General features: G+C 71.3%; 11 protein-coding genes. All 11 read right to left on the minus strand.

The features are described 5' to 3' along the window. Nucleotides 1–45: 45 nt before the first annotated feature. The 11 genes from K7G59_RS24870 to K7G59_RS24920 all read right to left on the minus strand — a co-directional run bounded on the left by K7G59_RS24870 (nucleotide 46) and on the right by K7G59_RS24920 (nucleotide 13,306). On the minus strand, nucleotides 46–237 hold the full coding sequence (locus K7G59_RS24870; protein ID WP_308295084.1) for a hypothetical protein: 192 nt from the start codon (nucleotides 235–237) through the stop codon (nucleotides 46–48). 193 nt (nucleotides 238–430) lie between these two features. Next, nucleotides 431–982 (minus strand): GNAT family N-acetyltransferase, encoded by a 552-nt coding sequence (locus K7G59_RS24875; RefSeq protein ID WP_225837859.1) that lies wholly within the window; start codon nucleotides 980–982, stop codon nucleotides 431–433. Then, complete coding sequence (locus K7G59_RS24880) at nucleotides 960–3,191, minus strand: MMPL family transporter (protein WP_225837861.1); 2,232 nt, start codon at nucleotides 3,189–3,191, stop codon at nucleotides 960–962. Before K7G59_RS24880 ends, K7G59_RS24875 begins: the two co-directional genes overlap by 23 nt. Before the next feature lie 223 nt (nucleotides 3,192–3,414). Next, complete coding sequence (gene gatB, locus K7G59_RS24885; RefSeq protein WP_225837863.1) at nucleotides 3,415–4,929, minus strand: Asp-tRNA(Asn)/Glu-tRNA(Gln) amidotransferase subunit GatB; 1,515 nt, start codon at nucleotides 4,927–4,929, stop codon at nucleotides 3,415–3,417. 15 nt (nucleotides 4,930–4,944) lie between these two features. Continuing rightward, the gene (locus K7G59_RS24890; protein WP_225837865.1) at nucleotides 4,945–5,184 is read right to left on the minus strand and encodes a hypothetical protein; all 240 of its coding nucleotides are present in this window, start codon (nucleotides 5,182–5,184) and stop codon (nucleotides 4,945–4,947) included. Next, entirely contained in the window at nucleotides 5,181–6,680 is a 1,500-nt protein-coding gene (gene gatA, locus K7G59_RS24895; RefSeq protein ID WP_225837867.1) for an Asp-tRNA(Asn)/Glu-tRNA(Gln) amidotransferase subunit GatA, read from the minus strand. Before gatA ends, K7G59_RS24890 begins: the two co-directional genes overlap by 4 nt. A gap of 5 nt (nucleotides 6,681–6,685) precedes the next feature. Continuing rightward, a complete protein-coding gene (gene gatC, locus K7G59_RS24900) occupies nucleotides 6,686–6,982 on the minus strand; it encodes an Asp-tRNA(Asn)/Glu-tRNA(Gln) amidotransferase subunit GatC (protein WP_006130840.1) in 297 nt (98 codons plus the stop codon). An 80-nt stretch (nucleotides 6,983–7,062) separates the two neighbouring features. Next, nucleotides 7,063–7,557: a cupin domain-containing protein gene (locus K7G59_RS24905; protein ID WP_225837869.1), complete on the minus strand. Its 495-nt coding sequence runs from the start codon at nucleotides 7,555–7,557 to the stop codon at nucleotides 7,063–7,065. Nucleotides 7,558–7,566: 9 nt separating this feature from the next. Then, complete coding sequence (locus tag K7G59_RS24910; protein ID WP_225837871.1) at nucleotides 7,567–9,843, minus strand: bifunctional diguanylate cyclase/phosphodiesterase; 2,277 nt, start codon at nucleotides 9,841–9,843, stop codon at nucleotides 7,567–7,569. 259 nt (nucleotides 9,844–10,102) lie between these two features. Next, on the minus strand, nucleotides 10,103–12,301 hold the full coding sequence (ligA, locus tag K7G59_RS24915; protein WP_225837873.1) for an NAD-dependent DNA ligase LigA: 2,199 nt from the start codon (nucleotides 12,299–12,301) through the stop codon (nucleotides 10,103–10,105). 15 nt (nucleotides 12,302–12,316) lie between these two features. Further along, nucleotides 12,317–13,306, minus strand: a complete 990-nt coding sequence (locus tag K7G59_RS24920; protein ID WP_225837985.1) for a methionine synthase — start codon at nucleotides 13,304–13,306, stop codon at nucleotides 12,317–12,319. Nucleotides 13,307–13,355 lie beyond the last annotated feature (49 nt).

The raw sequence follows: 13,355 nt of genomic DNA on the forward strand, positions 1-13,355 counted from the left end.
GTGAGATCGTCGCACCGGCGGGCGGAAGGGCCGCCGGCCCGGTGTTCACGCGGTGTGCACGGGCTGCCGCCTGCGGGGGCGGCTGGTATGGGTCCCGCCGGCCGGGGCCTTGCGGGCGGCGTTCTCGTGGCGGCCGTCGCGCCGCAGACGGACGACCGCGCGGGCCAGGCGCTCCTGCTCGGCCTCGCGCAGCAGCTCGGCCGAACGCATCCGGTGGTACTCGAGTTCCATCAGCATGACGTGTCCTTCGGGAGATTCGGGTGGGGAGGCCGGTACTTCGTCAGGAAGCCGGCGCTTCGCTTTCTGCGATGTCCCCACTCTCCTCTCCGGGCGGGGTGCGCCACATCGGAAGAGTTCCGCATCTTCCGGCCGGCGGCGCTCCCCGGCGACACGTAAGGAGCCTTAGTGAGTCCGTGAGGTGCTCGGCTCTCTAAGGCCGTGCCGCCCGCCACTGCGGGGCGAGGACCGACCACACCTCGGTGTCGTGCCGGACACCCCGGTGCAGGTGGTTCTCCCGGAGAACGCCGTCCCGGGTCATGCCTAGCCGCCGGGCGACGTTGAGGCTCGGCGTGTTGCCGGACGCCGCATGCCACTCCACCCGGTGGATGCCCCGCTCCTCGACCGCCCAGTCGATGAGCAGCCGCATCGCGCGGGTGATCAGTCCGCGTCCCGTGGCGGCGGGCTCCAGCCAGCAGCCGACCTCGCAGTTGCCCCGCTCGGCGTCGAAGTTCAACGTGAGCACCCCGCCCACGAGTTGCCCGTCGAGCCAGATGCCGTGGTACGAGGCGGTGTCGGCGGCGCGCATGTCGGCGTACCGCTGGAGCGTGGCCCGCGCGGAGGCCACGTCCGTCGCCTGGGAGCCGAACGGGATGAACTGGCCGATGAACTCCCTGCCCCGGTCGAGGTGCAAGAGGAACTCCTCGGCGTGCCAGACCTCCAGGGGCCGCAGCTCGGCGCCGTCACCCAGGGATATCGCGTACATCGCGCTGTTCTTCCTTCCGCAGTTCCTCGACGAAGACGCTGTCGAGCCTCTCATGGGCGGCGCGCAGCTCCGGGGGCTCGATGCTGATGCGCGGCAGACGGCGCTCCAGCCAGCCCGGCAGCCACCAGTTGGCGGCGCCGAGCAGATGCATCAGCGCCGGCACGAGCAGGGTACGCAGCACGAAGGCGTCGAGGGCGACGGCGGAGGCCAGCGCGATGCCGAACATGGCGATCACGCGGTCGCCGCTGAGCACGAAGGCGAGGAAGACCGAGATCATGATGACCGCCGCGGAGTTGATCACACGGCTGGTCTCGGCGAGGCCGACCCGCACGGCCCGCCGGTTGTCCCCGGTCGCCAGCCACTCCTCGTACATCCGGCTGACCAGGAAGACCTGGTAGTCCATGGAGAGCCCGAACAGGACGGACACCATGATCACGGGCAGGAAGGGTTCGATGGGGCCCGCACGCCCGAGCCCGAGCAGTTCGCTGCCCCAGCCCCACTGGAAGACGGCGACGACGATGCCGAACGCGGCGCCGACGGCGGCGACGTTCATCACGGCGGCCTTCAGGGGGATGCCGAGCGAGCGGAAGGCGGTCAGCAGCAGCAGGCAGCCGAGCCCGATCACCGCGCCGACGAACAGCGGCAGTTTGCCGACGATCACATGCGCGAAGTCGTCGTAGCTTGCCGTCACCCCGCCCACGTGCACGTCGAGGGAGGTGCCGCTCTCCGCGCGGGGCAGCACCTCGGTGCGCAGCCGGTCCACGAGGTCACTGGTGCGCTGCGACTGCGGCGCGGAGTCGGGTACGACGGTGAGGTAGGCGGTGTCGCCGCCGCCGTCGTAGGTCACCGGGGTGACGGAGGCGACGCCCCGGGTGGCGCGCAGGATGTCGTCGAGGTTGTCCAGGGCCAGCTTGTCGCCCGCGTCGTCTACACGCGCCACGAGCGTCAGGGGGCCGTTGACGCCGGGACCGAAGCCCTCGGCGAGCAGGTCGTAGGCCTGCCGGGTGGTGGACGAACGGGGGGCGTTGCCCTGGTCGGAGGTGCCCAGGCGGAGGGAGAACGCCGGCACGGCGAGCACGGCGATCACGGCGACGGCGAGGGCGCCGAGCAGCTTGGGCCGTCGCTGGACCAGCGCGGACCACCGGGCGGCCAGCCCCGTGGGCAGTTCCGGCCGGGGCCCGTGCTCGGCGAGCCGGCGCCGCTCGCGGCGGCTGAGGACGCGTGGTCCGAGGTAGGTCAGCAGGGCGGGCAGCAGGGTGACGGAGGCCGCGACGGTCAGCACGACCGTCAGAGAGGCCGCCACGGCGACCCCGTTGAGGAAGCTCAGGCGCAGTATCAGCATGCCCAGCAGGGCGATGCAAACGGTCGCACCGGCGAAGACGACCGCGCGTCCGGTGGTGGCCACGGCGTTCTCGACGGCCTCGGTGACCTCCAGGCCGCGTTGGAGACCGCGCCGGTGCCGGGTGACGATGAACAGCGCGTAGTCGATGCCGACGCCGAGACCGATCAGCATGCCGAGCATGGGCGCGAAGTCGGCGACCGTCATGGCGTGCCCCAGCAGCCCGATCCCGGCGTACGCGGTGCCGACGCCGACCAGGGCGGTGGCGATGGGCAGCAGTGAGGCGGCTACCGAGCCGAAGGCGAGGAACAGCACGACGGCGGCGACGACCACGCCGACCACCTCGGCCAGGTGCCCGCGCGGGGACTCGGTGAGCCCGATGGCGCTGCCGCCCAGCTCCACCTCGAGCCCGTCGGCGTCGGCGGCCTTGGCGGTGCGGACGACCGCCTGCGCCTCGGACCTGTCGATGTCCTCGGCCCGCTTGTCGAAGGTGACGGTGGCGTACGCCGTACGGCCGTCGGCGCTGATCCGTTGGGTGCCCGGGCCGCCGTACGGGCCGGACACCGAGGCCACACCGGGCAGGGCGGCGATCCGGTCCAGGGTCCGGGTCATGGTCTGCTCGACGTCGGCCGCGCGGACCGTGCCGTTCGCGGTGTGCCACACGACCGTGTCACTGTCCCCGCCCAGGCTGGGGAAGCCGTCCTCGAGCAGCTGGGCCGCGCGGCCCGACTCGGTGCCCGGGACCTCGTAGTCGTTCGAGTACGCCGAACCGGCCACAGCGGCGCCCGCGGTGACCCCGCCGAAGGCGAGGAGCCACAGCAGGACGGCGATCAGGCGGTGCCGGACACACCAGCGTGCTATGGCTCCCACGGGCGCGCTCCCAGAAGACGATTGGTGGATCTTTGGCCGGGAATCGTCGTCCATGAACTGAACAGCCCGCAAAGAACGTATGAGTTGTCGCAGACACTCTTGCAGGCGAAAGTGATCGTTTGCCGTGTTCGTGGGCTTATTCACAGGACTGGGACAGACGTCACAGGGCAGAACGCGGTACGGCCCCGGAGGCATGCCTCCGGGGCCGTACCGCGTGGGTGGCTCAGCCCTCGCTGACGCCCAGCTTCTGAAGGATCAGCTCCTTGACGCGGGCCGCGTCGGCCTGACCCCGGGTGGCCTTCATGACCGCGCCGACCAGGGCGCCGGCCGCGGCCACCTTGCCGCCACGGATCTTGTCCGCGACGCCCGGGTTGCCGGTGATGGCTTCCTCGACGGCGGCGGTCAGCGCGCCCTCGTCGGAGACGACCTTCAGGCCGCGCTTGTCGACGACCTCGTCCGGGGTGCCCTCTCCCGCGAGGACGCCCTCGATGACCTGACGGGCCAGCTTGTCGTTCAGGTCACCGGACGCCACCAGCTCGGTCACCCGCGCGACCTGCTCCGGCGTGATCGCCAGCTCCTCCAGCGCCTTGCCCGCCTCGTTGGCGCTGCGTGCCAGTTCACCCATCCACCACTTGCGGGCGGAGGCGGCGTCGGCACCGGCGTCGATCGTGGCGACGATCAGATCCAGCGCGCCCGCGTTGAGGATCGCCTGCATGTCGGTGGCGGAGATGCCCCACTCGGCCAGCAGCCGGGTGCGGCGGGCCAGCGGCAGCTCGGGCAGAGCCGCGCGGATCTCCTCGACCCACGCGCGCGCGGGCGCCACGGGCACCAGGTCGGGCTCCGGGAAGTACCGGTAGTCCTCGGCCTCCTCCTTCGTACGGCCGGAGGTGGTGCTCCCGGTGTCCTCGTGGAAGTGGCGGGTCTCCTGGACGATCGTGCCGCCGTCACCGAGGACGGCCGCGTGCCGCTGGACCTCGTAGCGGACCGCGCGCTCCACGGACCGCAGCGAGTTGACGTTCTTCGTCTCGGAGCGCGTACCGAACTTCTCGGAGCCCTTCGGCATCAGCGACAGGTTCACGTCGCAGCGCATCTGGCCCATCTCCATACGGGCCTCGGAGACCCGCAGTGCCCGGATCAGCTCGCGCAGCTCACGGACGTACGCCTTCGCCACCTCGGGGGCGCGCTCGCCGGCGCCGACGATCGGCTTGGTGACGATCTCGATGAGCGGGATGCCCGCGCGGTTGTAGTCGAGGAGCGAGTGCTGCGCGCCGTGGATACGGCCCGTGGCGCCGCCGACATGCGTCGACTTGCCGGTGTCCTCCTCCATGTGGGCGCGCTCGATCTCCACACGGAAGATCTCGCCGTCCTCCAGCTGCACGTCGAGGTAGCCGTTGAAGGCGATCGGCTCGTCGTACTGGGAGGTCTGGAAGTTCTTCGGCATGTCCGGATAGAAGTAGTTCTTCCGGGCGAAGCGGCACCACTCGGCGATCTCGCAGTTCAGCGCGAGACCGATCTTGATCGCGGACTCGACGCCGGTCGCGTTCATGACCGGCAGCGCGCCGGGCAGGCCGAGGCAGACGGGGCAGGTCTGGGTGTTCGGCTCGGCGCCGAGCGCCGTCGAACAGCCGCAGAACATCTTGGTCTTGGTGCCGAGTTCGACATGGACCTCGAGGCCCATGACGGGGTCGTACGACGCCAGCGCGTCCTCGTACGACACCAGGTCGGTCATGGTGGTCACGGTGAAACTTCCCTCTCAGCCCAGCAGGACGTCGTCGTCGCCCAGCCGCTTCAGCTCGCGGTAGAGGATGGCGAGGCCGGTGACGATCGCGACGGCGGACACGGTGGCGTCGATCAGTCGCAGCGTGTCGTGCTCGGCGCGGGCCTTCTTGATCTGCTTGGCGACACCGACCGCGCCGAACGCGGTGGTGGCCATGGACAGGTATGTTCCGGACTTGGACTTCTTGAAGCCCTTGGCCTTGGACAGTGCACTCACAGCGACGGAGCCTCCTCCAGCAGCGGGTGGCCCCACTTTTCCACGAAGGCGGCCTCGACGGCGGCGCCCACCTTGTACAGGCGGTCGTCCTTCATCGCCGGGGCGATGATCTGCAGGCCCACCGGGAGGTTGTCCTCCGGGGCGAGACCGCAGGGCAGGGACATGGCCGCGTTGCCCGCCAGGTTGGTCGGGATGGTGCACAGGTCCGCCAGGTACATCGCCATCGGGTCGTCGGCGCGCTCGCCGATCGCGAAGGCGGTGGTCGGTGTCGTCGGTGAGACGATCACGTCGACCTGCTCGAAGGCCTTCTCGAAGTCGCGCGTGATGAGCGTGCGGACCTTCTGAGCGGAGCCGTAGTACGCGTCGTAGTAGCCGCTCGACAGGGCGTACGTGCCGAGCATGATGCGCCGCTTGACCTCGGCGCCGAAGCCCGCCTCACGGGTGAGCGAGGTGACCTCTTCGGCCGAGTGGCTGCCGTCGTCGCCCGTGCGCAGGCCGTAGCGCAGGCCGTCGAAGCGGGCGAGGTTGGAGGAGCACTCGGAGGGCGCGATCAGGTAGTACGCCGACAGTGCGAGGTCGAAGGACGGGCAGTCCAGCTCGACGATCTCGGCGCCCAGTCCCTTCAGCAGTTCGACGGACTCGTCGAAGCGCTGGATGACACCGGCCTGGTAGCCCTCGCCGCGGAACTGCTTGACGACGCCGACACGCATGCCCTGGACGCTGCCGTTGCGGGCAGCCTCGACCACCGGCGGGACCGGGGCGTCGATGGAGGTGGAGTCCATCGGGTCGTGCCCGGCGATGACCTCGTGCAGCAGGGCCGCGTCCAGGACCGTACGGGCACAGGGACCGCCCTGGTCGAGGGACGAGGAGAAGGCGACCATCCCGTACCGGGAGACCGCGCCGTACGTCGGCTTGACGCCGACCGTGCCGGTGACGGCGGCCGGCTGGCGGATGGAGCCGCCGGTGTCGGTGCCGATGGCGAGCGGGGCCTGGAAGGAGGCCAGCGCGGCGGAGGAGCCGCCGCCCGAGCCGCCGGGGATCTTGGTGAGGTCCCAGGGGTTGCCGGTCGGCCCGAAGGCGCTGTTCTCGGTGGAGGACCCCATGGCGAACTCGTCCATGTTGGTCTTGCCGAGGATCACGACGTCGGCGGCCTTGAGCCGCTTGGTGAGCGTCGCGTCGTACGGCGGGATCCAGCCCTCCAGGATCTTCGAGCCGACGGTCGTGGGCACGCCCTCGGTGGTGAAGATGTCCTTGAGCGCGAGCGGGACGCCGGCCAGCGGGCCGAGCTTCTCGCCGCGGGCCCGCTTCTCGTCCACGGCACGGGCCTGGGCGAGAGCGCCCTCGCGGTCGACGTGCAAGAAGGCGTGCACCTTCTCGTCGACGGCCTCGATCCGGGCGAGGTGGGCCTCGGTGACCTCGACGGCCGTCAGCTCGCCGGAGGCGATCTTCTCGGCGATCTGTGCGGCCGTGAGCTTGATGATGTTGTTCTCCGTCATGGCGGTCACTCCTCCCCCAGGATCTGCGGCACCTTGAAACGCTGCTGCTCCTGGGCCGGGGCGCCGGAGAGCGCCTGCTCGGGGGTGAGCGAGGGACGGACCTCGTCCGCGCGCATGACGTTCGTCAGCGGGAGCGGGTGCGAGGTCGGCGGTACGTCTTGGTCGGCGACCTCGCTGACGCGGGCGACCGCGCCGATGATGTCGTCCAGCTGGCCTGCGAAGTGATCGAGTTCTTCGGGCTTCAGCTCCAGACGCGCCAGCCGGGCGAGGTGGGCGACCTCCTCGCGCGTGATGCCAGGCATGCAGCGATCCTCTGGGGTGAGTGTGTGTGGTTTGGGCCCAATCCTATGGGGCGGGGACGGGTGGCCGTGAAACGGTTTGCTCAGCCGCGGCGGCCGTCCCAGGCATCACTCTTCAGAAAGTGGTTGTCGTACAGCTCCTGCACCTCGAGCAGACTCTCCGGGGCGACCTCACCGAGGCGGATGCGCTGGAGGTGACGGAAGTACTCGAAGCGCTCGACACCCGGGGCGATGACGATCAGGATGTCCGCCGGACTTCCCGGGGTCGCGGCGAAGGCGTGCGGCCGACCCGGCGGGACGATGACCAGGTCCCCGCGCTCGGCGGTGACGACGTCGTCGCCGGACAGCAGCTCCGCTTCGCCGTCGAGCAGGAAGAACATCTCCGCCGAGCTGCGGTGCAGGTGCGGGCGGGCACCGTCGGCACCCTCCGCGAGCGTGACCCGCACGGTGGACAGCGCGCCTGCGGTGGCACTGCTGTCGGCCAGCAGCCTGACACTGAGGGGCGCCTGCCCGACCACCTCCGCCTCGGCGTCACGGACGAGAACCGTCTGGTCGAACTTCGGTACGAACAATGACATGGGGGAAGGCTATTCGCCGGCCGGCAGAGCCGCCCGCGGGCGCTGCCAGCCCTGGGAGCCACGTGCCCGCAGCCACGCCGTCGTCTCCTCGGGCGGCATCGCCGCGGCGACCAGCCAGCCCTGCACGGCGTCACAGCCGAGGTCCCGCAGCCGCTCCCAGGTCTCGTCGTCCTCCACGCCCTCCGCGACGACGAGCAGCCCGAGGGAATGCGCCAGGTCGACCGTGCAGCGCACGATCTCCGCGTCCTCGGTGTCCACGGCCAGCCGGGCCACGAAGGAGCGGTCGATCTTCAGCTCGCTCACCGGCAGCCGCCGCAGATGCACCAGCGAGGAGTAGCCCGTGCCGAAGTCGTCCAGCGACATCTTCACGCCGTGCCCGGTGAGCCCGGCGAGGGTGTCGGCGGCCCGCTGCGGGTCCTCCAGCAGCACGTGCTCGGTTATCTCCAGCTGCAGCGCGCCCGCCGGGACCCCGTGCCGGGCCAGCCGGGCGGCGACGGAGCCCGCGAAACCCGGGGTGTGCACATCGCGCGGGGAGACGTTGACGGCGACCGGGACCCGCAGTCCCTGCGCCCGCCACTTGGCGACCTGGCCGAGCGCGGTGTCCAGCACGTACTCCGTCAGATGGGGCATCAGCCCGGAGGACTCGGCAATCGCGATGAACTCGTCCGGCGGCACCTTCCCGCGCTCGGGATGCACCCAGCGGACCAGGGCCTCCAGCCCGGCGACCTGGCCGTCGAAACGGACTTTGGGCTGGTAGTGCAGCTGCACCTCGTGTGCGTCCAGCGCCCGGCGCAGGTCCCCGAGCAGGCCCAGCCGGTCGGGGGTGTTGGAGTCCCGCTTGGACTCGTAGACCTCGACGCCGGTGCGGTCACGTTTCGCCTGGTACATCGCCACGTCCGCGCGGCGCAGCAGCCCTTCGGCGTCCTGGGCGTGGTCGGGGAAGACGGCCACGCCCGCGCTGGCCTCCAGCACGAGGGTGAGTCCGTCGAGGTCGAGCGGGGAGCTGAGCGCGGCCACGAGGCCGCGGGCGACGCGCGTGGCCGACGTGATGGAGTCGGCGACGGGCAGTAACACGGCGAACTCGTCACCGCCGAGCCGGGCGACCTCCGCTCCGCGCGGCAGGGCGAGCCGCAGCCGGTCCGCTATCTGGAGCAGCAGCCGGTCACCGGCGAGATGCCCCAGGGTGTCGTTCACCGACCGGAAACGGTCGAGGTCGATCAGCATCAGCGCGGAGCGCGCGCCGATCCGTTCGGCGTCGTCGAGGGCCGTCCAGATCCGCTCCAGCAGCCACTGCCGGTTGGGCAGTCCGGTCAGCGGGTCGCGCAGCTGCTCCTCGGCGCGGGCGCGTGCCATCCACAGCGTGGAGTCGAGGGCGATCAGCGGGACGGCGAACAGCGGGAGCAGCACGGGCTGGGCGTCGGCGACGACGCAGACCAGCGGCGCGATGCCGAGCAGCGCCACGGCGACGAGCCCCTGTCTGACCAGGGCGGTGCGGGCGATGGTGGGCAGCCCGCCGCCGCGCGGGGCGTGCAGGTACCACAGCAGGCCGCGGTTGACCGCGAGATAGGCACCGGCCGTCAGCACCACCTCGGGCACGGTGCTGAAGCTCCAGCTGCCGGGCCGCCAGGGCGCCTCGACGCTGGGCACGCGGCCGAAGACGCCGAGCAGCAGGGCGCCGGCGCCGATGCCGAGGATGTCGACCGCGCCGTGCAGCATGCCCTGCCGCCAGCGGTGCCGCCTGGCTGTGCCGACCAGGACGACGACGGTGAGGCTGACCATTCCGGCGGGCACCCAACCGTACAGCAGCAGGACGGCCAGGGTGAGGGCGGCGCCCGATCCGGTGCCGCCCCACCAGCGGGCGCGGCCCAGCATGACGAGGTGGCCGACGATGATGCCGGTGAGCAGGGCCAGCGACCAGCCGACCGTGCCGCCCGGGAACAGCGCGTGGTTGCCGGTGAAGGCGCGCAGGAAGCCCGCGCCGAGGGCGAACCCGGCGGCGGCCACGACGGCCGCGGGCAGCACGGGCCAGGACGGATGCCGCTCGGGGTCGGTGCCGGCCAGCCCCCGTGCGGGATCGATCGCCAGGGGCCGCGGGGAGTGCGCCTCGGGGACGGCGCCCGGTCCGGACGGGCGCGTGCGCACTCCGGGACGTGCTGCGCCGCCTCCTGCGGTACGCACTCCGGTGCGCTCGGCGCCCCAGGCCGGCCACCGGTACCCGCGCCAGGTGACCGCGAGGCGGCGCAGGCGCAGCCGTGAGTCCGGGGCGACACTTTCGGTCGGTTCCATTCCCGTCCCTCTCACAGCCGGCGGTGCCCACGCCACGCGGCCCGATGCCCGACAGCCATCAGCGGCTCCGCGTTGGAAAACCCTTGCCCATGCGGCCTGCGCGCACGGAGATGCCCCAACCGCAGCTGGGCACGGCAGGTGCACATCCCAACAGTAGGCCGCAGAAGGCTTTCACGGGCACCGGTCGTCGACGGTTGCCCGAATGTGCCCGAGCCACCCGTATGCATCTGATATGCGCCGATCGAGTGGCCTTCAACCGCTACTCCTCGGCCGAAAGCGCGACTTCGGCCGCCGCTTCGGGCCCCTGCTCCAAAAGGACGCCGAAACCGTCCTCGTTCAGCACGGGAACCTTGAGCTGCATGGCCTTGTCGTACTTCGAACCGGGGTTGTCACCCACAACGACGAACGAGGTCTTCTTCGACACCGAACCGGTCACCTTCGCTCCGCGGCTCTGCAGTGCGTCCTTGGCGCCGTCCCGCGTGAAGTTCTCCAGCGTGCCGGTGACGACGACGGTGAGCCCCTCCAGCGGGCGCGGCCCCTCGTCCTCGCCGGAGGACTGGTCCTCCAGCGGGACGCCCGCGGCCTTCCACTTGCGGACGATCTCGCGGTGCCAGTCCTCGGCGAACCACTCCTTGAGCGCCGTGGCCACGATCGGGCCGACGCCGTCGGTGGCCTTCAGCTCCTCCTCGGTGGCCGCCTCGATCCGGTCGATCGAGCCGAAGGCGCGTGCCAGGGCCTCCGCGGCGACCGGCCCCACGTGCCGGATGGACAGCCCGTTGAGGAACCGGGCCAGAGGCCGCTGCTTGGCCGCCTCGATGTTCTCCAGCAGGGCGAGGGTGTTCTTCTTCGGCTCGCCCTTCTGGTTGGCGAAGACGGTGACGACCTTCTCCTCGCCGGTCTTCGGGTCCCGCTTGGGCAGCCCGCTGTCCGGGTCGAGGACGTAGGCCTTGATGGGCAGCAGCTTCTCCACCGTCAGGTCGAACAGGTCGCCCTCGTCCACCAGCGGCGGATCGGCCGGCTCCAGCGGGCGGGTGAGCGCGGCGGCGGCGACCGCGCCGAAGTGCTCGATGTCCAGGCACTCGCGGCCAGCGAGGAAGGAGACCCGCTCGCGCAACTGGGCAGGGCAGGTGCGGGCGTTCGGGCAGCGGAGGTCGATGTCGCCCTCCTTCATGGGCCTGAGCGGCGTCCCGCACTCGGGGCACTCGCTCGGCATCACGAACTCCCGCTCGGTGCCGTCCCGCAGGTCGACGACCGGGCCGAGGATCTCCGGAATGACGTCACCGGCCTTGCGGATGACGATCGTGTCGCCGATGAGCACGCCCTTGGCCTTGACGACCTCCTGGTTGTGCAAGGTGGCGAACTCGACCTCGCTGCCCGCGACCGTGACCGGCTCGACCTGGGCGTACGGCGTGACCCGGCCGGTGCGGCCGACGCCGACCTTGATGTCGACGAGCTTGGTGTTGACCTCTTCCGGCGCGTACTTGTAGGCGATCGCCCAGCGCGGGGCGCGCGCGGTGGAGCCGAGGCGGCCCTGGAGCCGGATCTCGTCCAGCTTGACGACGGCGCCGTCGATCTCGTGCTCCACGGAGTGCCGGTTCTCGCCGTCGTAGTGGGCGATGAACGCGCGTACCCCGTCGAGGCCGTCGACCACGCGGTTGTGCGGGGAGGTGGGCAGGCCCCAGGACTTCAGCAGGTCGTAGGCCTGGGACAACCGGGTCATCCCGCTGAAGCCCTCCAGGGCGCCGATGCCGTGGACGACCATGTGCAGCGGGCGGGAGGCGGTGACGCGCGGGTCCTTCTGTCGCAGCGAACCGGCGGCGGCGTTGCGGGGGTTGGCGAAGGGCTTGTCGCCGGCCGCGACCAAACGTTCGTTGAGTGCGGCGAACTTCTCCATCGGGAAGTAGACCTCGCCACGGATCTCCACCAGGTCGGGCACCTTCTCGCCCCGGAGGCGGTCCGGGATCTCCGCGATCGTCCGGACGTTGGGGGTGATGTCCTCGCCCATGCGGCCGTCGCCGCGGGTGGCTGCGCGGGTCAGGCGGCCGTGTTCGTAGGTGAGGTTCACGGCCAGGCCGTCGACCTTCAGCTCGCACAGGAAGTGGTACTCCTGGGCGCCCAGTTCACGGGCGATCCGGTCGGCCCAGGCGGCCAGGTCGTCGTCGTTGAAGGTGTTGTCGAGGGACATCATCCGCTGGCGGTGCTCGACCGCCGTGAACTCCGTCGCGTACGACCCGGCGACCTTCTGGGTCGGCGAATCCGGGGTGCGCAGCTCCGGGTACTGCTCCTCCAGCGCCTCCAGGGACTTCAGGAGCTGGTCGAACTCCGCGTCGCTGATGACGGGGGCGTCCTTCACGTAGTAACGGAAGCGGTGCTCCTCGACCTGCTCCGCCAGCTGCGCGTGCTTGTCGCGGGCCTCGGCGGGCACCGCCGTCGTCTCCGCCTGCTTGTCGCCGGCCACCGTGTTGTCCTTCCGTTACTCCGGGTTGTCCGCGAGGGACCTCGCCGCCCGGACGCAGTGGGCGAGCACCTGGCGCGCGTAGGCGGGGGATGCGCCCGCGAGACCGCACGCCGGGGTGACCGTGACCGCCTCCGCGAGCAGCCCGGGACGCAGCCCCAGCCTGCGCCACAGCGTCCTGACACCCATGACGCTACCGGCAGGGTCTGACAACGGGCCGTCCGTGCCCGGCACGACGCCGGTGAACAGCCGGGTGCCGGCCTCGACAGCCTCACCGATGGCGTCGTCGTCACGCTCGGTGAGCAGCGCGAAGTCGAAGGAGACGGCCGCCGCCCCGGCCCGGCGCAGCAGGGCGAAGGGGACGTCCGGCGCGCAGGAGTGGACGACGACGGGTCCGCCCTCGGTCACGGCGACGACGTCCCGCAGCGTCGCCTCCACGACCTGCCGGTCGACGGACCGGTGGGTACGGTAGCCGCTGGCCGTGCGTACCTGTCCGCGCAGGACGGCGGTGAGGGAGGGCTCGTCGAGCTGGAGCACCGGGCGGGCGCCGGGGATCCGGCGCCGCACCTCGGCGAGGTGGAGCCGCAGGCCCTCGGCGAGCGAGGCGGCGAGGTCGCGGCAGGCGCCGGGGTCCGACAGGGCGGCCTCGCCGTTCTTCAGCTCCAGGGCGGCGGCCAGTGTCCACGGCCCGACCGCCTGCACCTTGAGGTCGCCCTCGTAGCCCTGGGTGAACTCCTCGAGGGCGTCGAGGTCCTCGCCCAGCCAGGCTCTGGCCCGCCGGGTGTCCCGGCCCGGCCGGTCGCCGATCCGCCAGCCGCTGGGCTCCACGCGTGCGTACAGCTCGACCAGCATCCCGGCGGTACGGCCGATCATGTCGGCACCGGGTCCGCGCGCGGGCAGCTCGGGCAGGAACGGGAAGTCCTCGAAGCTGCCGGTGACGGTCTTCGCGGCCTCCCGTGCGTCCCCGCCGGGCATGGAGCCCACACCGGTCGCGGCGCCGAAGCGCATGTTGTCGTTCACGGGGTGAAGCCTACGTAGCCGTCGGCGGACCGGTGCC

It is taken from the genome of Streptomyces sp. NK08204, from assembly GCF_020400585.1.
Taxonomy (GTDB): Bacteria; Actinomycetota; Actinomycetes; order Streptomycetales; family Streptomycetaceae; genus Streptomyces.

Bases quoted from the DNA above. Each gene is read 5' to 3' on its own strand.
- K7G59_RS24910 (WP_225837871.1), bottom strand. From the start codon at position 9,843: ATGGAACCGACCGAAAGTGTCGCCCCGGACTCACGGCTGCGCCTGCGC.
- K7G59_RS24875 (WP_225837859.1), bottom strand. From the start codon at position 982: ATGTACGCGATATCCCTGGGTGACGGCGCCGAGCTGCGGCCCCTGGAG.
- K7G59_RS24905 (WP_225837869.1), bottom strand. From the start codon at position 7,557: ATGTCATTGTTCGTACCGAAGTTCGACCAGACGGTTCTCGTCCGTGAC.
- gatC (WP_006130840.1), bottom strand. From the start codon at position 6,982: ATGCCTGGCATCACGCGCGAGGAGGTCGCCCACCTCGCCCGGCTGGCG.
- K7G59_RS24870 (WP_308295084.1), bottom strand. From the start codon at position 237: ATGCTGATGGAACTCGAGTACCACCGGATGCGTTCGGCCGAGCTGCTG.
- K7G59_RS24920 (WP_225837985.1), bottom strand. From the start codon at position 13,306: ATGCGCTTCGGCGCCGCGACCGGTGTGGGCTCCATGCCCGGCGGGGAC.
- gatA (WP_225837867.1), bottom strand. From the start codon at position 6,680: ATGACGGAGAACAACATCATCAAGCTCACGGCCGCACAGATCGCCGAG.